This is a genomic window from Leclercia sp. (assembly GCF_036780805.1).
Lineage (GTDB): Bacteria > Pseudomonadota > Gammaproteobacteria > Enterobacterales > Enterobacteriaceae > Enterobacter.
In genome coordinates this window covers 90,239-114,459 of record NZ_DAIQCE010000010.1, presented here as the reverse complement: position 1 = coordinate 114,459, position 24,221 = coordinate 90,239, and the positions used below count along the sequence as shown (strand labels likewise).

At 51.8% G+C, this 24,221-nt stretch carries 15 protein-coding genes; 4 read left to right on the top strand and 11 right to left on the bottom strand.

Annotated features, from left to right (window positions below; genetic code table 11):
* Nucleotides 1–309: 309 nt before the first annotated feature.
* Genes traD through V7Q49_RS18980 form a run of 3 tightly spaced genes read left to right on the top strand, consistent with a single transcriptional unit; the run spans nucleotide 310 to nucleotide 9,161 of the window.
* Nucleotides 310–2,925 carry a type IV conjugative transfer system coupling protein TraD gene (traD, locus tag V7Q49_RS18990; protein ID WP_333854365.1) on the top strand — a complete coding sequence of 872 codons (2,616 nt, stop codon included), beginning with the start codon at nucleotides 310–312 and terminating at the stop codon, nucleotides 2,923–2,925.
* Complete coding sequence (gene traI, locus V7Q49_RS18985) at nucleotides 2,922–8,354, top strand: conjugative transfer relaxase/helicase TraI (RefSeq protein ID WP_333854363.1); 5,433 nt, start codon at nucleotides 2,922–2,924, stop codon at nucleotides 8,352–8,354. Before traD ends, traI begins: the two co-directional genes overlap by 4 nt.
* Before the next feature lie 24 nt (nucleotides 8,355–8,378).
* On the top strand, nucleotides 8,379–9,161 hold the full coding sequence (locus V7Q49_RS18980; protein WP_333854361.1) for a DsbA family protein: 783 nt from the start codon (nucleotides 8,379–8,381) through the stop codon (nucleotides 9,159–9,161).
* A gap of 167 nt (nucleotides 9,162–9,328) precedes the next feature.
* Here the strand turns inward: V7Q49_RS18980 and V7Q49_RS18975 are convergent, their stop codons facing one another.
* From V7Q49_RS18975 to V7Q49_RS18940, 8 genes are all read right to left on the bottom strand, one after another.
* Nucleotides 9,329–10,048 (bottom strand): HNH endonuclease, encoded by a 720-nt coding sequence (locus tag V7Q49_RS18975; RefSeq protein WP_333854359.1) that lies wholly within the window; start codon nucleotides 10,046–10,048, stop codon nucleotides 9,329–9,331.
* A gap of 108 nt (nucleotides 10,049–10,156) precedes the next feature.
* Nucleotides 10,157–11,482: a hypothetical protein gene (locus V7Q49_RS18970; protein ID WP_333854357.1), complete on the bottom strand. Its 1,326-nt coding sequence runs from the start codon at nucleotides 11,480–11,482 to the stop codon at nucleotides 10,157–10,159.
* 547 nt (nucleotides 11,483–12,029) lie between these two features.
* Entirely contained in the window at nucleotides 12,030–13,010 is a 981-nt protein-coding gene (locus tag V7Q49_RS18965; RefSeq protein WP_333854355.1) for a lysozyme inhibitor LprI family protein, read from the bottom strand.
* Between the two features lie 603 nt (nucleotides 13,011–13,613).
* Nucleotides 13,614–14,597, bottom strand: a complete 984-nt coding sequence (locus V7Q49_RS18960; protein ID WP_333854353.1) for a DUF4928 family protein — start codon at nucleotides 14,595–14,597, stop codon at nucleotides 13,614–13,616.
* Nucleotides 14,590–15,729 carry a DNA cytosine methyltransferase gene (locus V7Q49_RS18955; protein ID WP_333854351.1) on the bottom strand — a complete coding sequence of 380 codons (1,140 nt, stop codon included), beginning with the start codon at nucleotides 15,727–15,729 and terminating at the stop codon, nucleotides 14,590–14,592. The genes V7Q49_RS18960 and V7Q49_RS18955 overlap by 8 nt, the downstream gene beginning before the upstream one ends.
* 416 nt (nucleotides 15,730–16,145) lie before the next feature.
* Entirely contained in the window at nucleotides 16,146–17,135 is a 990-nt protein-coding gene (locus V7Q49_RS18950; protein ID WP_333854349.1) for a tyrosine-type recombinase/integrase, read from the bottom strand.
* Between the two features lie 155 nt (nucleotides 17,136–17,290).
* A complete protein-coding gene (locus V7Q49_RS18945) occupies nucleotides 17,291–18,061 on the bottom strand; it encodes an MAE_28990/MAE_18760 family HEPN-like nuclease (protein ID WP_333854347.1) in 771 nt (256 codons plus the stop codon).
* Nucleotides 18,054–19,280, bottom strand: a complete 1,227-nt coding sequence (locus tag V7Q49_RS18940; RefSeq protein ID WP_333854345.1) for a DUF262 domain-containing protein — start codon at nucleotides 19,278–19,280, stop codon at nucleotides 18,054–18,056. The genes V7Q49_RS18945 and V7Q49_RS18940 overlap by 8 nt, the downstream gene beginning before the upstream one ends.
* A gap of 663 nt (nucleotides 19,281–19,943) precedes the next feature.
* Here V7Q49_RS18940 and repA point away from each other — a divergent pair.
* Nucleotides 19,944–20,957: a plasmid replication initiator RepA gene (repA, locus tag V7Q49_RS18935; protein WP_333854343.1), complete on the top strand. Its 1,014-nt coding sequence runs from the start codon at nucleotides 19,944–19,946 to the stop codon at nucleotides 20,955–20,957.
* A 780-nt stretch (nucleotides 20,958–21,737) separates the two neighbouring features.
* Here repA and V7Q49_RS18930 read toward each other — a convergent pair.
* The 3 genes from V7Q49_RS18930 to V7Q49_RS18920 all read right to left on the bottom strand — a co-directional run bounded on the left by V7Q49_RS18930 (nucleotide 21,738) and on the right by V7Q49_RS18920 (nucleotide 24,160).
* Nucleotides 21,738–22,517, bottom strand: a complete 780-nt coding sequence (locus V7Q49_RS18930) for a TraX family protein (RefSeq protein ID WP_333854341.1) — start codon at nucleotides 22,515–22,517, stop codon at nucleotides 21,738–21,740.
* Between the two features lie 597 nt (nucleotides 22,518–23,114).
* On the bottom strand, nucleotides 23,115–23,615 hold the full coding sequence (locus tag V7Q49_RS18925; protein ID WP_333854339.1) for a hypothetical protein: 501 nt from the start codon (nucleotides 23,613–23,615) through the stop codon (nucleotides 23,115–23,117).
* Entirely contained in the window at nucleotides 23,612–24,160 is a 549-nt protein-coding gene (locus tag V7Q49_RS18920) for a DUF6884 domain-containing protein (RefSeq protein WP_333854337.1), read from the bottom strand. Before V7Q49_RS18920 ends, V7Q49_RS18925 begins: the two co-directional genes overlap by 4 nt.
* Between the last annotated feature and the right edge of the window lie 61 nt (nucleotides 24,161–24,221).

Here is a 24,221-nt window from a genome sequence, read left to right as displayed (position 1 = left end):
TCTCCAATCCAAGACAATCTACCGCGCTGATGCTGAAACTTTCATCTCAGGGCGGTAACTTTCAGCATTACTTCAGCCTTTACATACAGCTAAAAATCTCATCGTTAGCTGACCCACTGCCCTGATATTTCGCTGTGTTCTGTTTTGGACCGGTGCGTCAGTGCTACCTGTGATTCCCGGGATATTCCGCTTCCTCACATAGCTGCGTCAGGCGCAGCCATGTCTGCGGCGAGCGTTGGGATCGCTTTCTTCCTCTTTCAATCTGTCACATTGCCGTTCAGGCGATGCGATGACTGCCGGACAATTTCTATGAGCTTCGCTGGTAAAAACCTCACCCAGGGCGGGCAGATGACTGCCTACCGCTGGCGCATGTTCCTTCAGGTGAATAACTGGATCGGTTTCTGGATTTTCATTCTGTTTGCCGCGCTAACCTCCGCCATTTTTTTCTGGCGCATACCCCAGGAAACCCTCAATAACGGCTCGCTGTGGTGGTTCGCCTGGATGAACAGCAGTTTTATCGATCTGATGCCGGCAACGGGCACCCCAAAAATCTACGACGTTCACTACTGGTATGCCCCGACCGCAACGGCAATGGTGCTTAACATGACCCTGCCGCAGATTTTCAGCGATCCGTACATGCAGGCGATGGGCGACCAATGCCTGCGGGAGCTGGAGTGGGCCGCCGGGGCCAGTGGCATCTTCAGCATGGTGGTGTTCGTGGCGGTGACCTGGTTTATCGCGGATATCGGTCGTAAGGAGAGCGAGGACGAATACATTTCCGGCATGCAGCTGACCGAAAAGCCCGCAGAGGTGAACACCCTGCTGCGTAAAAATGGCGAGCTGTCCGATCTGCGTGTGGGCGACCTGCACATGGTCAGGATGGCGGAGGTGCTGAACTTTCTGATGCACGGCACCATCGGGGTGGGTAAATCGACCCTCATTCGCTGGCTTCTTGATTACATTCGCAAACGCGGTGACCGGGCCATCATCTACGATTCCGGCTGTACCTTCACTGAAACCCATTACAACCCGGCCACCGATTTCATTCTGAATGCCCATGACGAGCGTTGTGCCAACTGGCAGATGTGGGGCGAGTGTGTTGATGCGGTCGACTACGACAACCTGGCCGCCAGCCTCATCCCGGTGGAAGGTGAGTCGGACCCGTTCTGGGTCTCCAGCTCGCGTACCATCTTCGCTGACCTGGCGATCCGCATGTCAGCAGATCCCCAACGCAGTATTGAAAAATTCCTCAAAACCCTGCTGTCACTCAGCATGAAAAGCCTCCGTGACTATCTGGCCAACACTCCGTCGGCCAACCTGGTCGAGGAGAAAATTGAGAAAACGGCCATCTCCATTCGCTCAGTGGTGACCAACTACGCCAAAGCCCTGCGCTACCTGCAGGGACTGGACGACGGGACTAAACCGCCTTTCACCATCCGGGAATGGATGACGCAGGAGCGCTATGACAGCAGCTGGCTCTTTATTTCCACCCAAGCCCGCCATCGTAAAAGCGTACGGCCGCTGATCTCGCTGTGGGTATCACTGGCCACGCTGATGCTGCAGAGCATGGGGGAAAACAGCGATCGCCGCGTGTGGTTCATTATCGACGAGGCGCCGAGCCTGCAGCGTATTCCTGAGCTGGCCGAGACGCTGGCGGAGGCGCGTAAGTTCGGCGGCTGCTTCGTGCTGGGCATGCAGAACATGGCGCAGCTGGTTCATGTCTACGGTCGCGAGCTGGCCAAAAGCATCTTTGACCTGATGAACACCCGTATGTACGGGCGTTCCCCGAGTGCGGAGATGGCCAAAGTGGTTGAAGAGGAGCTGGGCAACCAGCGCAGGCGGAAGATCCGCGAGCAGAACAGCTATGGTCTGGACCAGGTGCGTGACGGCGTGTCGCTCGGTAAGGACGAGGTGAACGACCCCGTGGTTGACTACGAGCAGATCATGCGCCTGCCGAACCTCAGCTTTTACGTCCGTCTTCCTGGCGAGTATCCGGTTGTCCGCCTGAAGCTGAAGTACCGCGCCCTGAAAAAACGCCACGCAGGGCTGATGGAGCGCAATATTCGCGACGCGCTGAGTCCGGAGCTGGAGAAGGTCATTCAGGAGAATGAACGGGCGGCAACGGCGGCGGGGCTGACGTTCCCGACCGGGGATGAAGTGCTGGAGAAGGGAACTAAAACCACCCCGGCTGCCGGCAGTGCTGCCCCGGTATCGTCTGCCGGCGCGCCTGCAGAGTTAACACCGCACGAGGAAAAACCGGTAACTGAACCTGCGGCAGGGAAGAAACCTGCCCGTGCAAGGCCGGGTATACCCAACCTGCGACCGGTGACGGTGCCCGTCATTTCCGAAGTGCAGACAACCATCGAAGAATCTGAGCCTGACAACCACAGAGTGGTGACAGCACCTGTCACCTCGTCCGGGGAAAGTAACGTTATTTCGCTTCTTCACGGGCGGAACTCTTCTGCCGGTACGGCTCCGGAAGCCCCCGAGACTGATGAATCTGCGCCGTCCATGTCCTCAGAACCCGAAGTTGCTGAAACACCTGCAGAGCAGGCGACGCTACCTGCTGCAGTGCAGCGCCTTCGCAACCTCACTACTGCTCCAGAGCAGCCGGCCACCTCCGTACTCAGCATTCTGCAAAAAGCGCGTCAGCGTCCGGCACCGTCAGAAAGTAACTCCGGGACCGGGGACAACAACGGCGGCGAGTCGATGAATCTTGAGATGAAGGTGACTGCGCTGCCCGACGGTGGCCTGAGCGTGACGACAGCCGGTAAGCCGGTCGCCCCGGCAAATCCGGATGAAGCACACCGGACGAACCGTCGTCTGGCGCAGGAAGAAGAGAACATTTTACTGCACCGTGACGCGGGTGACCCGGGTTACGACGAGAACGATCAACACTATTACGACAGGGAACCTGAACTATGATGTCAGTCGCCCCCGTGGCTTCGGCAGGCTCGGCCGCCGGCTACTACAGCAATTCCGATAACTACTATTTTCTGGGCAATCTACAGAGTCTCTGGCTGGGTGAAGGCGCAAAAGAGCTGGGCCTCGAGGGCAATGTCCGGGGCGGTGATCTGACGGCTGTGCTCGAAGGCCGTCTGCCGGACGGTTCGCGCCTGGGCAGAGAAATTAATGGCAATCATGTGCACCGTCCCGGCCATGACCTGACGTTTTCGGCACCCAAAAGTGTCTCGATTCTGGGCCTGATTGGCGGAGACAAGGAGATGGTGGAGGCGCATAACCATGCCGTGCAGGTGGCGGAAGGCTATGTGGAAAAGCTTATCTCCGCGCGAGCCACAAAGGACGGTATCACTTCCATTGTGCATACCGGCAAAATGGTGGCGGCTGCCTTTACCCACGACACCTCGCGCAATCTCGATCCGCAGCTGCACACTCACCTTCTCATCGCCAACATGACTGAGCATGACGGTAAATGGAAGGCGCTGGCCACGGACTACATTCACAACGCCGGTTTTATCGAAACGGTCATGAAGATGCAGGTCACGCTCGGCAAAATCTACCGGGGTGCCCTGCGCCAGCGCGTGGAGGCCCTTGGCCACGAGGTGGAGGAAGTAGGCAAGCACGGCATGTGGGAGATTAAAGGCGTACCGGAGGCGGTGCGGGAGGAGTTTTCCTCCCGGGGCCGGGAAATCGAGGGGGCTATCGGGGCAGAGGCCACGCTGCGCAGTCGCGACGTGGCGGCGAAGGATACCCGCCAGGCGAAAGTCGACCCGTCCCGCCTGCGTCTGATGGAGCGCTGGCTCGGCCAGATGAAGGAAAAAGGGTTCGATCTGAAAGCGTATCAGGAGAGCGTGGTTCCGCGTGAGTCCGGGATTCGCGATGCGCCCCCGCAGCCAGACCGGACTACACCGGTTCCTACCGGCCGTGCAGAACCCGGGGCGGTGACTCGTTCCGCACCGGAAGAAAAAACGGGAAAAAGCCCGGAATCACCGGAGGTGCCGACGGAGCGGGACGGCACGGCACGCCAGCCCGGATCACACCCGGCTGACACCCTGCGTCAGCCGTCCCTGACGGAACCTGAAAAAACTCTGGTACCCAGCGTGGCCTCCCCGGTGCGGGATCTCCATGCAGACATACCTCAGCCTGATCTTGTGGAGTCGGTACGACTGGCCATCTCGCAGTTAAGTGACGCCAGAACCCGGTTTACCTTCGGTGAGCTGATGCTGACCACCGCTGAACTGAGCGAACATCTGCCGGAGATCAAGGATATCCGTGTGGCCATCGATGCAGCCCTGAAGGACGGCATGATTGTGCCCCTGGACAGCGAAAAGGGGGTCTTCACCTCCCGCATTCACCTTCTGGATGAACTCTCCATTCAGGCCCTGAGCCAGGAACACCTCAAATCCACTAAAGTTGTCAGCTTTAACCGGCCGGCACAGTATGCGCCGCCTGCACTGGCGGTGGCGGAGACGGATCCCCTGGTCCTGATGAATGCCCCTTCAGGCGTGGCCGGGATCCGCGACCTGACCGTGCAGCTGACCGATATTTCTGCTGCAAACGGTCGCGACGTTCAGGTGCTGGCCAGCTCTGCCGAGCGCGCCATCTCGCTGGCCAGGTCTGACACGCTGCGTGATCGGCTGCTCAGTCGGCAGCATATTCTGAGCGGGGATTTTCACCTCAAACCTCAGAGCACGCTGATTATTGAGGGGGCCGAGCGTCTGGGACTCAAGGAGACGCTGGTCCTGCTGGGTGAGGCACGCGCGCAGGATGCGCAGCTGGTCTTTCTCGACAGCGCCGGACGCCAGGCGAACGGCAATGCCATGTCGGTGCTGGAGTCAGCAGGCGTGGCCCGATCCCGCCGCACTGAACCTGCACCAGGGCTGGAAGCAGAAGTGATCAGTATTGCCAACAAGCGCGACCGCTATGAAGCGCTGGCCAACCGCTTTGCGGAGCTGAGTGGGGGCAGTGAAAACGTCACCGCGGTGGTGGTCGGTAAACGGGAGCAGGCGCAGCTGACCGGCCTCGTACGCGACGCACTACAGAATGCCGGCCAGCTGGGACGTGACGGAGCGGAGATTGAAGCCCGGCAACCGGTCTGGCTCGACAATAAAACCCGCCGTATGCCCGGCTCGTACAGGCCTGGCATGGTCCTTGAGGATCGCCGGGATGCAAGAACGCGCAAATCCTACATGATTGACCGGGTGCATGAAGATACGCGCGTCCTGTCCCTTATAGATGGCGACGGGGTGCTGACCCGGATGAAAATCGGGGAGGTCAGCGCCGACTGGCGGCTGTTCAGCAGTGAAACCCTGAATGTGGCCACCGGTGAAAAACTGCTGGCTGTGGCAGGTGACCGCGAACACAGCCTGAAGGCAAAAGATCGACTGGAGGTGACCGCCATTACCGATAAGGGTATTGAGGTGAAGCGCGGAGAAGATACCCTGACGCTGCCGAAAGACCAGCCGCTGTATGTAACGCACGCTTATGTCAGCGCCCCGGGCGGGCGGGATAACGACACGGGTGTGGTACTGGCGGCGCTGAACACCCGTGATATTTCCACCCAGACCATGAACTCGCTGGCACAAAGTGGCCATCGAGCAGAGGTGTTCACTGCAGAAGTGCAGGACCGGGCTGAAGCCCGTCTGCAGCGCATGAAAACAAACGCCTCCCCCGTACAGCTTGTCCGCAGCCTCAGCGGAAGAGAGGATGTCAGCGAGGCGGTGGGAAGCCTGCATGATGCCGTACGCACCGATGCCGGTCTGGCGGTCTGGCGTGCGGTGAATGACCAGCGCAATGTGGTCTTCAGCGAACTGAAGCTGGCGGAGGTGGCCAGTGAATATCATCCTGATCTCGTTGCCGTGGGCAATGAAATCGCAGGAATGGTGAAGGGCGGGGAGCTGCTGCGGGTGTCCGTGCGGGGTGAGCCTCAGCTGATAGCCCGGTCCACCTGGGAGATGGAAAAAGCCATTCTGCGCACGGTGGAGGCGGGCAAAAACACGCAGCAGCCGCTGCTCGATAACGTCCCGCAGGCGGTGCTGAATGGACTGACCAGCGGACAGAAGCAGTCGACAACGCTGGTTCTCGGTAGTACCGACCAGTTCACCGGTATCCAGGGCTATGCTGGGGTGGGGAAAACCACGCAGATTAAGGCCGTGGTTGCCGCACTCGATACGCTGCCGGCAGATGCGAGACCGCAGCTGACCGGCCTTGCGCCGACGCACCAGGCCGTAAAGGAAATGAGCGACGTTGGCGTACGCGCCCAGACCATCAAATCCTTTATTGTTGAGCACGACCAGGCGAAGGCCGCGGGGGAAAAGCCGGACTATCAGGGCCAGGTGTTCCTGATCGATGAATCCTCAATGGCCGGGAACCAGGACACCGCCGCGCTGTTTCAGGCCATTGCAGCTGGCGGCGGTCGCGCGGTCTCGATGGGGGATACAGACCAGTTTGAGGCTGTTGATTCCGGGGCACCGTTTAAGCTGATGCAGGAGCGCAGTCCGATGGATGTGGCCATCATGAAAGAAATTGTCCGCCAGAAAGACGTGCAGCTGCGCGGTGCGGTGCACGATATTATCGACAACCGCATCGGCGCCGCCCTGAAGCGTATTGAAGCCCAGCCGGCTGACCGTATCGCCCGCGAAGCCGGTGCCAGTGTGCCACAAAGCGCATTCGAGGAGACGGGTAGCCCGGTAAACGACATCGTCAGCGACTGGACAGGCCGCACGCCGGATGCCCGGGCGCGCACGCTCATCATTACCCAGCTGAACGCCGACCGTAATGCCGTCAATGCCGGTATTCATGACCAGCTGGTTAAACGCGGGGAGCTGGGCAGGGAAGCCGTCACGGTACCGGTACTCGATAAAATTTCGCACACCCGGCATGAGTTCAACAAAACCGCCGCCTGGGACGCGAACCTGGTGGTGAAACGCGGCGATCGCTACCAGGACGTGCTGGCCGTTGACCGCAACGGCAACACGGTCACGGTGCGTGACGAGGAAGCGAAAATTGGCCTGTATTCGCCAAAAGAGCTTATCACTGGCGACGTGCAGCTGTTCCGGCGCAGTCAGATAGAGGTGCGCACAGGCGACCAGCTGCGCTTCACGCTCACGGACCGCGAACATGGCCAGACGGGTAATCAGCGTTTTACGGTGGATGCGGTCAGCCAGACGGGCGATATCCGGCTCAGGGACGAGAGGGGAACAGTTACCATCAATCCTGGCAATGTCCGGGCGCAGCAGCACATTGACTATGCCTGGGCTGTGACCGGATACGGTGCGCAGGGCGCGAGCACAGACTACGTCATTTCGCTTGAGGGTACCGAGGGGGGCCGCAAAATGCTGGCCAGCAAGCGGGCCTTCTACATATCCGCCTCGCGTGCAAAGGAGCATGTGCAGATTTACACCGACGGCAAGGCTGACTGGACAAAAGCAGTCGCAGCGCCGGAACGGGATATCAAAACAGCGCACGATGCGCTGGCCCCGGAAACGCAGCGCCAGCAGGCAAAAGCCATCTGGGCAATGGGGCAGCCCGTTACGAAAACCGCGATTGGTCGTGCCTGGGTGAGACATCAGGAAATGGGCGAGGCCTCATTGACGGCGAAGGTTATACCGGCAACCCGTCGTTTTCCGGAGCCGGCGCTGGCGTTACCTGTGTATGACAACAACGGCAAAAGCGCGGGCCTGGCGCTGGTCTCTCTGGTATCCAGCCCGGAGGGCAGGCTGACGCAGGGCGACGTACGCATGGTGATGACGGAGCGGGCACGCGGCGCGGTCCTGCAGCGAAGCCAGTCCGGTAATACGGTCGTGGTAAACGATCTGGCGGCTGCTCTGGATGCCGTCAGAACGCATCCGAAGGATGGAGTGGTGTGGCAGACCGGGCAGGAGCCGCCTTCAGCAAACCTGATGAAGGTCAGCGGGGGAGTACGCGAGGATGAAGGACTGCGGCTGAACCTGAGTACCCTGACCGCTCAGGATGAACTCCAGCGTCAGAGCGAACTGAAGCTGGCAGAGCAGGCCCGCGAACAGGACGCTGTGCGCCAGCAGCAGAGTGACGTCCGCGCCATTGTGCTGCCGGCAGAAGAGGCCGTGAAGCTGCGCCCGGAAGAACTGAATCCGGAAAAACCGGCACAGCTGATACCCGACAGCAATGTTCTGGCCAGCGTGCGTGAGCGTGATCAGGCGGACGGGCGCGAACTGCAACTGGCAGACAGTGTGCGTAAGGACATCGCGGTACCGGATAAATCTGCCGGTGAAGAGAGCCGGGCCTCCCGCGTCGTTACGGATCTGGCCCGGGTTGAGCAGGATATGGTGCGCCAGGCCGCTGACAGCGGGCGTGGCCGTATGCCGGAAATCGAAGAGCAGACCCTCACGCGCACCATTCAGAAAGAACGTTAATCCGAACATTCAAGAGAGCACAACATGAAACTGAATACCTTAACGTCATTTATAGTTACAACATACATTTGCTTTAATTCGGTTGCGCAGGCCTCAGCCCCGCAGCCGGTATTTACCCCGGAGCAGGAAGCCAGGATCGGGGAAATTGCCGCGGAATACCTGGTGTCACACCCGGAGGTCCTGGTCGCTGTCAGCCAGAAGCTGCAGGCGCAGCAGAAGGCGCGACAGCAGCTGCAGTTTGCCGTCAGGGTCATGGATAACCAGATGGCCCTGCTGAACGAGGCGGATACGCCGGCCTTCGGGCCGGAAAACGCAAGGGTGGCCGTCATCGAGTTCTTCGATTATCAGTGCGTTCACTGTAGCTCGGTGGCTCCGGAACTTGAGAAGGTGATGAAGACGCATCCGGACGTGCGCTACATCTTTAAGGAGTGGCCAATTTTTGCCGATCGCTGGGAAAACTCACGGGCGGCCGCCGAACGCGGACTGTCAGTCTGGAAACAGAAAGGGGCAGAGGCGTATGTCACGTATCACAACGCGATTTATGCAACCGGAAAAAATGAAGGCAACCTGACGAAAGAGGACATCAATCGGGCCGCTGCAAAAGCCGGCTGGCATAATACCGGCAAAGACAATTTTACCCCTCTGCTTGAAAAAAATGACGCGCTTGCCAGAGCGCTGGGTCTAACCGGCACGCCGGGTATCATCGTCATGCCAGTAACTGGCACCACGCCGAAAAACATCACGGTAATCCCCGGTGCCGTGTCCGAACAATCGATAACTACTGCAATTTCAAAAGCACATATGTAAGTTAGCAAAAATTAGAAAATGATTTCTCATATCTGAATCTACTAAGTTTGACGATCAAGTGATGCGCAGACGGTCGTCAAGTAAATGCACATGGGTAGTGAAGTAAAATGCAATTACGCAAAAAATTCCTTGTTAGCGGCATCCTTGTCGGTTGATTACATCTCTGGCTATGCATTACGGAGCTGGGTGAAAAACAGTCTCATTTTGTCGCTCTCCGTTGAATGGTGCGCTCGCCTGTGATCATTGGGACAAAGTACTACAAGATTATCCAGTGTATCGGGACCATCTTTGCTCAAAGGCTGAATATGATGCACCTCAGCAAAGAGTGTCCCTTTGATCGTCAGAAATCCCGGCTCGCCGCAATACTCACAAACTCCACGGCTTCTTTTTAACGCCTTCAGCCGCAACACACTGCTCCTGCGGGCTGCTTCTGATTTTTCCACACTGCTGTCTTCACGAAAATCACCATGCTGGTCTTCGTAGCGAGTGACTTCCCCCCGGGTGAGGAATAATACGCCGGTCAGATCGTCGTAGGCCGCAGACCACTGCTCGGTATCCAGAATGCGCTTGTTTGTATTGCGTACTTTCAACAGCACGTTGACTGGCAATCTCCGGCGAATAATCTCCTTATAAATTTCATCGGTTTCCTTCCCCTTCCTGTCTTGTCCCCGAGCCTGGTAGCTGGTCGTGTAAGTGTCTTCCGGGCCGGTCGATATCCGGATATTATGGGTCCACACATTAACCACTGCGATATCACCTTCAAGCCAGGCCCAGCGTTGATTGTGGTTGGGTGAGTTAGCATGTGGCCAATCATCTAATGACATACCAGCCATTTTCAGCAGGTCGTAAATACGTATGTTTCTTTTCGGAACAGGCAAACTGATCATTTATTCCATTTCTTTAGTTGTTAATTGTGTAATATTTATAAAAAAGATCAGACTACTCCATAGAGTATTCTGATCCCTTAAGGTGAAATTTAGAGAGGATCTAATAAATCATTCCAAACTCTCAATGACTTCACCCCATTTATCAGCGTTATTAAAACTTCCGCTCGAAATGCAGTTATTGTGATAGTGGACCGCATATTTAAGACGCAAATTCTTAATAATCTCAGCATGGGCAGTGCAGAAAATAACATATACGAGAGTGATTATTATCTGTTCCGAACCAGTACCTAAATGGGACGCAGCCTTTTTGAATGAAGGTCCAATATCTTCAAGAAGATATGTGACCCCTGCATTCTTCTTGCCTACATATGAATTTTCTGATCGGCGTCCTTCATATTCCATTTCATAAAGTTGAAAGGGCAAATTATTCAACATAACTTTGGCAGAATTATTAAACGCAGACGTACGATCAAAGAATTCAATGACGAACCAATAAACATCTTGTTCCGTTGGAAGTTTCATTTCTAACTGGCGGGCCAGTTGCGACACCAGATTCATTGTTTGCTCATCAGTTTCTGGCAGTTTAGTTTCAATACCACCGATAATGACTGTATCTTTCTTAAGTCCAAAAAAACTAGATAATCCCATATTATCGATCCTTTTATTGTTTGATTCATTGTTCATCTCTCCATAAGATGGAGGATTTAAAAAAACATTAATGCTATGCAATTCAGGAGCAGAGTTTGAATATTTTGAGTGAGAGATAATATATGAAACAATGGTGCATCTTGCTATCAGACAAAGTTCATCTGCGTAACCCGCCTGCTTCATGCTCAAAAATAAATGATTCAGGCCGTCAGTTATCTGATTTGCTGCGTCTCCCTTTTGTAATCTTTGCATACCGCCAGAAAACTCAGAAACAGGAACGCCACAACGTTTAACGAAGTCTTGGATATATTTATGCTCACTAGTACTGGCTGCGTCCAGTTCAAAATTTATCACCTGCTGGGTTGCATCCGTAGCTTTACAGACTGCAGCATAGAAACGGCATCCAGTTATCATTACTAGGTGTGGAAGCATATTATCGACAGGTTGAGAGTTAAGAGCCAAGTTTGCTAAATGAGTTGTTCCCAACCCAGCTCTGTCCGCTGCCTCTAACATAAATAAGTTAGCCTTAGCGTTTGGATGGCCAGCATGTGCTGCGTTGTAGAAGCACTCTGCCGCGAAATCCACATCGAACGGTTCTATAACTCCCGATCCATTCAATACGGCCAGATTGTATAGTGCTGAAACGTGTCCTTCTTTGGAAGCTATTTTAAGCTGTTGATTAGCTTGAATATATTTATTTTCAGCTAGAAACCTGACCCCTATTTCATATTGTCTTTCAGTCAAGTTGTTGCTGCTTTTGAAAAAGGGATTTTGAAAATTTGCCATATCCTTTCCTTAAACTTATGCTTTTTTTTGGAAAAAACGTCAAGGGATGGTGATTGAAATTTCTGAAATTACCACTTGATGCTCTATAAAAAACAGAAGAAATCGGCCATTCATAATAGTGCCCAAGTTATCGCTAATTCATATTATCACCAACTCAATTTTGCAGTAAGAGTTGCTCTGGCAACGTCATAATTGCTTGGTTTCACCGACCGTGCTGTGGCAAAAGAATAAAGTCCGCTTTTGGCACGAAGCAGACCAGACTAAGGAGTCGTCGAGCCCTCTATGAGCGAAAAGTAGAAATTCGCATTATCTGTACAGTCCGATGGAGGTATCACTCGCTTCGTCGTTTATTCATACAATGGGCGAATGTCAATGATACTATTAAAGCTAAAGAAGAATCAAAGCAGTGGGTCTTAACGAGTTAATTTTGGATTATTATTCAAAAATGAGAAGGTTGAGAACATCATAACAGCGCAAACGGCTGAAATTATCCCGTATTAGCTTGGTGCCAGCTAAACACTGGCCACCAGCTTGACGACAGAATAAACTATTGATTTCTTAAGAAAACGGTCCTTGAAATGGTCATTTGCGTCTGGCAGTCGACCATTTTCTCGACTTGAGCATCTGTTCCCTGCATTGAAACTTTGCCGCACATGGCATCCTTATTTTTGATCCACTGGCGCTGTGAAGGCAGTAACTCTTTTTTCTTCGCCGGCGTTAACGTGCTCCAGGCGATATTCAAATCAGAGTCGGCATTCGCATACGCCATTCGGGATTGATCAAGGCTGCCAGTTTTTTGCTCCTGGTAGGATTGTTGTGGATTGGTTTGCTGAAATTGCTGCTCTGCCTTTTCATGCATCTGAAGCTGTTTCTGCCTCTCAATTTGCTGATCCTCCTCATACTTAGCCTGTTGCTGCGCCCTGAGTTGTGCCTGTTGTTCCGCTTCAATTTGACGCTGTTGGGCATCCTTAGCCTGCTGAATTTTCTGCTGCTCAACGATCGGATTGATGATCGAAAGCGATGTCAGTGCAGCGGCACCCACTGAAATCGGATTATCAGTTGAGGCTTTTACAAAAACGTTTTTCTGATCGTCGGTCGCCTGCGCGGTGTAGGAAATGCGTTTTGAAAAGACGTTTGCGTTGTTATCCAGAGACAGGCTTTCCATCTGCTTGTCGAGATTACGGTTAAAGTTCTTTCTGTAAGCATCTGAAAGCTGGGCGTACTCGTTCGCAGGTAGGGTCATCGTCACAGTCCCTTCGCAGGTTTTCATTGTGCTGCCCGTGTCACTTGAGGTGGTGGAGATTTCAGAGATGGCCAGTTTGATCTTGTCCAAAGCGCTTCGTTTGGTCTGGTTAGTGACGTCAGGGTATTTGTCGACCTGTTCAGAGAGTCCTTCATAAGCAGATTTTTTTAGTAAATCCATAAGAGCTGACTGGGTCATATCAGAGGAACAACCGATCACGTCTTTTTTGTTATCACAGCCTGTAATGACAACGACGAGTAAGAGTGCTGAGTATTTTAATCTCATGAGTTCCCTTTAGAGTAAGGATGGGCTTTTAAGAGGCGGTCTGTAATCAGGCCGGAGGGCTACAGCAAACAGCGCTGAACACTGAACGCATCACAAGCAAGGACCAAGGTGATATCGGCAAAGACTGAGTAATCTTTAATTCGGCTGTTGAGAATGTATATGCAGAGCACTGTAACGATGATCCCAAAGCCGGAAACCTGCACTGCTGAAATTAATAAAGGATAAGAAAAAGCCGGTGCTGGCGCACCGTATATGAGCTTTCTCCTGCACAGTCGTTCAAATCAATGGTTTCATCGCTGGTATGTTTGTTATAGCGAGTTTAATTTACCTGATTCTTCTTATCACCAATGCTCAAAAAGGGGGATTACCTCACCACCGCGATACAGGATAAGAACTTAATCGAAAATCGTTCTTGACTCATTTGGCCTGCTCTCTTCACATTAATGTAGACCGAACTTAGAAATTTCCGCTTTTGGCACGAAGCCTGGTATCGGACTTAACTGACATCGTGGCATTAATGAACGGGGAGGTCAGTTCTTTTAGCGCGGGTGGCAAACAAAGCAGCTCGTTGAGCTTGTTTCGCTTTTTTCTCTCGTAAACAGGTCAGAGTATGTTAAGGATCCAACGAGGTTCATCGATCATAAGAGATTTATCTATTTCTATGGCATTAATGCGGGCATTGTACGTCCGGATAAGCCTTGCGAGACCTTCTCGGATCTTATCGCCGTCATAAATAGCAATCTCTTCAATGTTGTTGCCTATAAAAGTTTCGGCAGCCTGGACGGAAATCTGCTCAGACATTCCGACGTTATCAGCCATCTGACGGGCAGCAATGATCTTGCTTTCAAGGGTCAGGATGACCGGCCTGTAACCTGCACGCTTGTTTTCAACACAACGTGATATCAACTTTTCCATAGGCGCTGTGGTTACGTGGAATGCAGTTGTGCCCACCTGAAAATCACCCTCACGATCCGTGTGCAGATCAGCCGCATTGGCTCTGTCACTGCCAATTTTAACATCAGGAAAACGTAACTGAAGTTTGGCACCAATAAGATGCTGGAGGACCGCACCGGTGGGTTTGTCAGAACGTTCAGCCGCAGCTTTAAGAATATCGCTTACCACCGAGGAAACAGGCTTGTTGTAATCCAGGTCGACGGTTATCCTCTGTTTATCGAAATAGTCCAGGCGAACACACTGCGTGAAAAACGCTTCAAGCTGGTTTGAAACCAGCGCAGCGTCGACAGGCTCATTTACACTCACATGAGTGCTGTTCAGTACATCCCGAAACGCTGCAGCAAGGTAGATGGTTCCCCTGGATGTGCGCCCCCCTTCACGAGTGAAAATGCGGGTTTCGCCATGTTGTTCCAGAATCTTCGATATGGTGGAGCCGCTGAGCCCCCGCACCTGGCTTTTCCCCTCACTGTACAGGCGTTCGTCAGTAATGGGCATGCCATCAGCCATCATACGTGAAACAATTAGCCCTGCATTCATAACGTTGGTATTTATCGAACCGTTCCTGGCTCGCTCACCTTCATACCAGGATTTCGCCGCTGCAAGGTATGCTTCGCTGTAATTCGACTTATTCATTCACTTTTATTCCCTGCGATTTTTTTGCCGCCTCCAGATGCGGAAGGATCATGTGCCGTGCCACCCAGCCAACAACAGGAACCGCAACGGCATCCCCGAAACCATATTGGATCTGGGAGTCACGCAAGTTTTCCAGCGTGTACCAGCCAGCTCCCATCAGTCGTGCATACTCAAGCCCTGTCATCCACCGGATTTTTAACGCACCCTGACCCATGATCACAACAGCCTGTTTGGAGGAGCCGCCTCGCGCTGTGCGCAAACAGCCGGAAATATCTTCAGCCCTCATTTCCCATACGGGAATGCCATTACGCGTCCGGCGATAGGCTGTACGGGCAGTTGTACTGTCCAGAGCGACAAAGTGGTCTAATCTTTCACGCTGAACCGCTGTCATCGATTCTTTAAAAAGCGCGATTTTGTCAGCATTCCACCACCGGGGATCGCTGTCGGGCATAGTCTCAATTTCCAGTGTAAAGCCCTGACTGAGCAGATCGGGGGCTTTAGGTAAGGGCATCATAAAGGTGCTTACTTCAGAGTCTTTATGCAACCAGGAGAGCCAGTCCGGCCTAAGGCACGTATCTTGTTCGCCGCCATCAATCGGATTTTTTGCTCCTATAAGGAATAACCGGGGCCGGGACTGTGGCACAAAACGTCGGGCGTCCAGGGTGATTGCATCGACTGCATAACCTAGCGTATTAAACTCTTTAACCGCAGCTCGCAAATCTTCTCGGTTATGAGAGGAGGCAAGACCCGTGACATTTTCAAGAACAATCACTTCAGGTCTGCGTTCATTCATGCCGGCAAGCAGATCAGTAAAACCAAAGAAAGCGGATGATTCCCGACCGCCCCGAAGGCCTACGCGTTTACCTGCCAGGCTGAGGTCTGTACAGGGCGAGGAGGCCCAGGCTACATCTGCGGCTGGCAGATCTTCACTTTTCAGAGTATGAATGTCAGCCAACAAAAGCTCGTGAGATTTCCAGTGGCCTTCATACATCGATTTTTTGTTCAGGTCATAGTCATTAGACCAGACTGTCTGAATACCTGCCTGTTCCATTCCAGCTCTGGCCAGGCCGATACCCGCAAAGAATTCCAGCGCGGTCCATCTGGAATCGCCCTTGATCGGTATTATGTTCACTCAATATCTCCCGTTTTCATGTGTGTATCATCCCACAAAGTGATCAGTCAGGCACTTACTCTCGATGGATCGTCACTTCAAAATTGCTCATCGTCTGTAGAGTAGCCATCAGCCCTCATAATATGTCCTGGCTGTTTCACATTTCACCAGCCAGCGTACCAACGCACGAGCCGACAGCCTCACTCCGTCAACTGGCAATACCCGGTAACTCAGCTAAAACGCCATCTGGGGACAGGTGGCAAAACAGCCTTATGAGTTTCAGTAACTGGCCCGGGGGCCACGTCTCCCTCCCGGCAGACGGTTGCGGGTAACAAGCATGAAGTGCGCAGGCAACGGCGATCCGGAACCACCGGGAAAAACGGGTTAAGGCGGAATACTTTCCTGATAACTTAACAAGATAACAGGATGTTAAGTTATCAGGGCATAAGGAGCCTGTCCCGCGCCGCACGCAGGCGCTGCTCACCGCGGCGATCGTACTGCTGGGTCGTGGTGACGCTGGCATGGCCCATCGCGTCCCGGATGGTGATCAGATCCTCCCCGTTATCAAGCATCGCGGTGGCAAAGGTTCGCCGCAGATCGTGCGGAGCGCATTTTTCAATCCCGGCCTGACGCTGGCGCACCTGCAGGATATGGTACACGGCCTGGTCGGTAAGGCGATCGTCCGTCAGGGTGTCGAAGCGGCGGATGCGGGTGAACAGCGGCCCGGGCGTCCCGTCCCGGACCTGGTCGAGCCAGAACTGCAACCGCTGCCACGTCCCGGCCGGCATATAGGCCAGCCGCTCCTTGTTTCCCTTTCCCAGCACCCGCAGAGCCCGGTCCTGCGTGACAACGTCACTGAGATCCAGCCCCACCACCTCAGAGCGGCGCAGGCCGCAGCCCAGCATCACGGCCAGCATGGCGGCGTCCCGCGGCCCGAGACTGCTGCGGTCCGCATCACACACGGCAAAAAGGTCGCGGATCTCATCCGGCGGCAGGGCCCGGCCGGACGGCAGCCGGCTGCCCCGCAGGTTCCGCACCGCCCGGATATGCTGGAAGCTCTCCACGTCCATCAGCCGGAGCATCCAGGCTTCCTTCGCCACCCCCTTGAGGGCCGACAGGTAGGTGTTGACGGTGGCCGTGGCCCGGCCGGTATCGCGCAGGAGTTCAGTGACAGCCATGACGTGATGTCTGCGCAGGCTGCCCCAGCTGCAGGCGTCCGCGCTTACGGCACCGAGCATCCCGGCGACGATCCCGAGGAACGAAGCCATGGTCTGCCGGCTGCGCGGCGAGTTCAGGGACAGGAGGTAGGCCCGGGCCGGATTAACCGGGGCGTCACGGCCGGACGGCACCAGGAGGAATTCCTCATCAGGCGGGATCGCTGCTGCCGGAAGAGTGCGTTCCTGCTCGTCATCAGGTATCAGGCTCATGTCAGGCTCCGGTCCGGCCGGAAAACGTCCGGCGCGCTGCGTGAAAAATCGGGGGAAATGGTCCCGTAAAGCGTACCGCAGAAAGTCTACTTTTTCAAAGATACATTTTAGTAAGTAGAGTGTGTGATAGCCACTCTGAGTGGCTAATAGTATGTCTAACATGCACTGGCTAACGCTTTTATAAGTCCGCGGAGAAATTGTAAGCAATCTTCAAATTCATCCTTACTTACTGACCGAGTAATTTCACCATGAGCTATATCATTCCTAACATCAATAATATTATCTAAACGATCTTTTATAAGCGCTTTAATATTATTTCTTCTAGTTTCATTTAGTACTTTTCTTAAATGCACATCATTACTAATTTTACTAAATATATCGTCGGAAACTAATAATTTTGAGAATAAAGACTCGAGTCGACTAGACGTACAGTTTCCCATGGATATGGTAAATACACGAGATTCAATATGATAGTTTTCGGAGTCATTAAAGCAACTTGCAAGGCTTTCAGTAAGTTTATCGAAATCATATTTAACTCCGTTGATGCTACCACTTCCAAAGTAAGAAAGCGCCTTGCCAGAGTTCGAAATATAATAATTCCTCAGAGCTAGTTCCAGCTTACTGTATTGAGGTTCTTTAGTAACATGATTGTCGATAACATATGTAACAGTCGACCGAATAAATGATTCGAAAACAGAAACAGCTTGAATAAAAAGACCTTTATACAAAGAGTTCTGATCGACAAATCTAAGTCTTAATGAATCCTTTAATCGGCCTAACATCATTTTATCATGAGAAAAAGCAGTAAATAACACTTGAGAATTAGTAACAACAATATCATGAAATGCCGAGCGAATAGAAGCAGTAGATTCTAATTCTGAAAAATATAGCTCTGACACATCTAATGTATTTTGCATACTAGGCATCTAATACCTCAATAATTACTTCATTTATTGCATTGATTCTTTCTTTGATTGATGATGACGTATTGGCTTTACCCACCATTAGGTCATAATTAATAGTGCCCGGGATAGTTAACAGTTTAACTTTATCTTTGATTTCATTTGCATTTTTGATAATTTCCTCTTTTCTATCTATATTCATAAACATAGCTATCATTTGTGCATCAAAGAATGGCTTAGAGAGATTGGTTTCACTTTTTCTTTTTTGAGTCACTATTCTAAAAGCATCTTTACCGAACACGTGTTTACAGAGTTCGATCGATTTCATAAAGCTGTCCCTCATCTCATTAAGTTCGTGATCGGAACAATGTCTATTATTTCGCAAAGTATTGTCTAGCATTCCTCGCACAGAACCTGAAATATTATCAATGTGGCGAAAAGCGAAAAATCTCAACACGATTTCAACATCTGACATACGTTTATAATAAACATTTTTTTCCAAGAGTTCACTTACAGTTCCATCTGCTCTTAAATTATCTATATAAACAGGGATATCCCAAGCTTTACAGAACATGGGTGTTCTTGATAATTCGATAAGAAGTTCATTAAACGGCCCGGCATACAAGGCATTTCTGAGTTCTTGTGCATTTAGTCTTTCCCCACCAGTGTTTAGACGGTCAAATACTTGCGCTCTGAGATCAATACTGTCTTCTGCGCTAGTAGAATTGTCAGACATTAATGTTATAGCTGAAATCTTGGCTCTATCTAAACCGCGGCGAATGAGAGGCGGTAATTGTGAATAAGTTTTTCCATTCAACGCTTGCCATATTTTTAAACCTTGTAAGGGGTATTCCCCCTCATAAAAGGAAGCTATAGCATTCAACCGTTGCTGTCCGTCCATTACCTCAAAACTACCTAATGATTTTTCATAAAGGAAAATAGGAGGGATCGGTATATTCATAATGAAACTTTCAATCAGTTGAGACTTCTTCTTATTATCCCACCTTAAGCGACGTTGATATTCTGGTCGAATATTAGACCATATTTTATTTTTGGATTCCTCGCTAATAAAGCTTAGGACATGAGTTAAAAATATGTCGTTCCTCTCCTGAACAACTCTTAACCGCCCTGTTTCATAATGCTTCTCAATTTGGGAGTCGGAAATTCCAGAAGGAACAACAACATTCCCTACTGAAAGCGGTTCTTCAGGATCTTCTTGGAAAAGCTTAATATCATCAATCATTCTTTATCCTTTTTATGTAAAATATTTCAGCCTTATATTGTAAACCAAAAGCTATGAATTTCATATTTCAAATCATAATGCAGGTTGGCAATTTGACACATGAAATTCAACATATTCCTGCCGGAATCATTATCAATTCCTTTCCGCTTTTTTAATAAGTCTCTACCATCATGATTTGTGGCGTGCACTACATTGTCTTACTTTTGGCCGTTACACCCCTGGAACCGGCTAATGGCCGTGATCTTGATAGATAATGGCACATCACAGGATCATTTAGTCTGGAAATTCTCAAAGTGAAACGGTAAACTCCAGATGTTTCCGGTTGCCTTGTGGTGGGGCATTCCGTTGATTAAGCATGCATTTGTAACCTAACTCAAATTCTTAATTTGGGTGCTTTGTGGTGAGGCGTTAGGGTTGCAAATTCTTCCAGGTGAAGTGCGAACTCCTGGAATGAAGGAACAAGGATTGGGCGTGTCCGTAAAGACGCTCAGGAGCAGGTTACTGAGATTTCCCGGAGCCTGAATGCACAAACCCCCCGATATCTTTCTCAACTTGGCGGAAGGTCAGATATCAGGGGGTCCAAAAGCAGGCGCGATGCCTGTGAAGGATTATAACGCATGCACCATAGAAAACAACACCCGGCCGCCATAAGAATAGGCCGCCGTGAATGACAATCAAAAACCTGTCCACTGGTCTGAACTTCCGGCCGATGAGTTGACCCGTTTCTGGCAGGAAGTCGATGCCGGAACTCAGGATGATTTTCTCATCGTACCAGCCAAAAAACGGACCCGCCGTACGCGCGGTGACCATTCAACTCATGTCAAATGTGAATTTCCGGTGTGGTATCGCCCGGCGCATTATAAAAAGCTTTCCGGGGAACTGGGCCATGCCTACAACCGGCTCGTGATGTTTGACAGGACGACTGGGCAGTCCAGGCTGCGTAGTCACGTCTCGCGCCATCCTCTTTACGTTACTGGTCGCCGGAAGGCAGGCCGAAAATACGGTTTCCGTCCCGAACGTCAGCGCCTTATCGATGCTCTCTGGCCCCTGCTCGTCAGTTTCTGCGATGCCGGCAAGCATACAGTCGGCATGTGTATTTCTCGCCTGGCGAAAGAACTGAGTATGAAAGATGCTAAAGGCAACGTCATACCGGAAACGGAGGTGACGGTGTCGCGCCTGTCACGCCTTATTGAAGAGCAGGTACGCTTTGGCGTGCTGGGTCTGGCAGAAGAACGTATCTGGGATCGTGAATCCCGCTCCTGGCTCCCTGTTTATGTCTATATCACTCCCGCAGGTTTTAAGATGTTGGGTGTCAATATGGACAAACTGCTGAAAGAGCAGGAGAAGAAACTTCGTCTCAGCGCTGAGCGTGAACGGCTGATTCATGAAGGTGCGATGACCGAACATGATGATATTACCCCGCATAAGGCCCGACAGTGCTGGTCAGGTCAGAAGCGGCGTGATGCCCTAACTTACCGCCGGAAGAAAGGGGCTGAACGCAAGCGAGCCAACAACCTGATTAAGCTACCGGCAGATGAACGTCTTCATGTCATGGAAAAATGGGTCTTCAAAACCCTTTCTCATGATGAAGCGTACTGGTGTACGCCAGAACGGCTGACACAGCTGGCGGTGCAGCATCTGTACCAGCTTGATCTGGCTCTGTCACCGCCTGATTAGTCACGACACACATTTCTGAGCGCCCTCTTTTCACATGCCCCTGACCGGGGCTTTTCGTGCTGCTTTCCTTCCGCAAAATCGTGCGTTTTTTGTTCCTGGCACACAGGCAGACTAGATATCCCGATGCGAATTCCCTCATTCCGATGAATCCGAACGTCGGTCATTCACGTTTTACACAAGAATCCGCAAAGGGATAAACAGGATTTTTCGCACTGGAGTAACATCAAACCCGCAAAATTATCTAACCCCATTTATTTATCGCTCTGTTCAATACATTCCAGAGTAGAACTTTGTCTTCTGCCACTTTGTGGATATCAATAATGCCTTCGCATGCAGCGGCCTGACGGCCACGCGCTCAGATAAAATCAAAGCTTCCCCCCGTCGCAAGCGCCGGGTCCCGTTCTGGCCAGAACCCGACATTATGCTCACACTTTACCCCTGCAAAACCGCCGCCGCCCCGGCCCAAAGGGCCGGCACAGCATCGCTTTACGAGGGATGTTGTAACTAGAAATAAAGTCGCTTTTATTAGCGTAGCTGGAAAGAATGAGTTACACGCTCGTAAGCGGCCCTGCGGACCGCATAACGCGGAGATAAGCCCCGGCTTCGGCAAAGCCTCGCCGTGACCACTCCGATCGCGCACCGAAGCTACTGAGTCGCTTATAGCGGGTATGGCCTTGCAGGGGGAAGGTCAGTTAAGGCAGAAATTATCAATCCGCAGCGGCTGAAGCCGGTGACGGCGACCCTTACCGACAGAGCCTGACATACCGATATCTGTCGCCTTTATGCCCTTGCGGGCATGTGAAGACAGAGCAGGATGCCTGCCAGTAACAGATGGCCGGCATAGGCGAAGTAGAAGAAATTTCGTGGCATAAAACGCTGGCCATCTTCGCCGATGTGCTTCTGTACCAGGGTGACGGCAAGGAGAGGCAAAACCAGGGTCGGCAGTGTGACAAAAAGCAAAGTGTCCGCCGGCGCGGAAACCAGATGCGAAAAACCGTTCAGGCATGCCAGGGAGATAACGGCCACCAGTTCTGCGGCCCGGTGCCATTTTTCCATTGCGGGTGAGTAAACGACGGCCAGAGAACAGGCCAGAGCCAGTCCCGCCATTCCGAAGCTCCCGGGTGTCAAAGGAACAATCAAAGCGGCAACGATCATCACCCCGGTCATCAATCCTTTCTTCCCGTATCGATGCTGCAGGGCAAGCAGTTGCGTTACGGCGGCAAACACGAAGAGAATATTCAGGGCATATCCGGGCAGCTGATGGCGGAACGCCAGCATGAACGCCGGCTGGGTCAGTAATGCCCACATCCACAGACGGTTCGCGCGATGCTGCAGCCGTTCGGGATTGCCATGCACGTTCATCGCCCATATAAGCGTGAACAGGGGGGAGGCCATCCGGCCAAGCGCATACATCAGCGGATCGAGTGGGGTTATAAACAGTGTGTTGACGTGGTCGATCAGCATGGCCATAAGTGCCAGAACCTTTACCAGGTCCAGAGCGGCAGGACTGATCCCTGCAGGAAACAGATTTAATTGACGTATTTGGGCTGGCAGAATCACAGTCTTTACTCTCCTGACGGCAGGCATTCAGAAGCCAGGTCTGAACCCATAGCCAGAAAGCCCTGCCTGTATGGCTCGTTATTCTGACCCTGAGTTTTTCAAGGATCTTACGCGCTGCAAACTCAGACTTATCGCGCAGAATCCGCATGCACCCAGATGTATCTTTATTCTTTATACAGATATTTAAAATATGAAAATCGTTCATCTACTTCCCTTCCTGACCTTATAATTATCGGCAGAAGGGAAAAAAAGTTTAAGTTAAAGTTTGCATGTCTTATCAAAAAAACATCCTCTCGATCATTAGCTGCTACATAACATTCTTTATTGCTTTAGTTATCCCGGTTTATGAACCCCTTAAAAAAAGGAACAAGAGTAGAAAAGATGGCATTAAAATACATACTCATCCCAGGACCGGGTCATCCATTGGGCTTGAGAAGCACAATTCCCCTACACAGGTCGGTTCTGTGTTAAGCATCTTAATTCCGATTAAGAATACATATACCAGAGAATAGACAGCACAGGCCATTAAAGTAAAAAAGCCGACGACTTTACAAAATTTCCCTACATTCATAGTAACTTTCATTGATTTACCCCTGCTTATTTATCTGATGTGGTGGTATTCGGAAGCTGCTCTTCCGCAGCCGCATGCCTTTCTCGTATCTCTTTTGCGGCTTCCTTCCATGTTTTTGTCCACTCTTCATCCATCCGGCCTTCGCTGACAATTTTCACTGCAATGGCATAAGGCGTTCTTCCAAGCTTCTCTGAAAGCCAGAGGATATGATTATTAATATCATGGTCATGTATATCATCAATAATGGAGCGAATGGTTGCTGATTCTTCCTGGATCCATATTTTACCGGTTCGTGGAAAAACAACATCTGGTTCACGCGGCTTTTTTATTTTATCAGATTTTGCCTGCTTACGGGCTTCTTTTGATGCAGAAATGACACGCAGCCTTTCATGCAATCCACCCAGTACTGCCACCGTTCTGACCATATTTTCACGCTGTTCACGGTTAAGTAAATCATCCTCGCAAATAAGCGCATTCAACGTTTCAATAAGGTCATCGACTTTTTTCTCGGTTAGCTTATTGCTCATGGACTTGTTCCCTGTAATTTGTTCTTATTTTGAATAAGATGTGCTGCATAGCTTATATTCAATCCCGTCATATTCGTGCGCAGGTCATTCATCATTCCAGCGTTTGTCACGCACACCCGGGCGTTCAGATTACCCTGCCACGCTTTTGAGGTCACAACGGTTAGTTGCCCTGGAGAGGCAAGCTCCCTGCTTCCTGCACGCAGATCCTCTTCCACCGCATGGAGATAGACAGGTGAGGCGGCGATAACAAAGCGATCGTGCGGGCATGCCTGCATCAGCTTCTGCAGTGAAGCGCAACGGCGAGCCGTTGGCGGGGATGTTGTCAGGCGAGACCAGTGTTCCCGATGGCAGAATGGCATCGATGCGAACGTCGCTTCATAGGACACGATAGTGTCGGTGACATGAAGTAATCCGAGTCCAGCCGAAATCACCCACAGTTCCGCCCCGGTACTGGCGGCTGCGGCCACAGCCCGTCGCCAGTGCTGCCCGGTGTACAGTGCTCCCGCCGGCAGAGTTCCCCCAGTGCTCAAGGCCCGTTTCAGCATTTTACCCCAGTTTATATAAGTTGGATTGCCGTTTTCTGTGTACGGGAACACCGTCTCACCG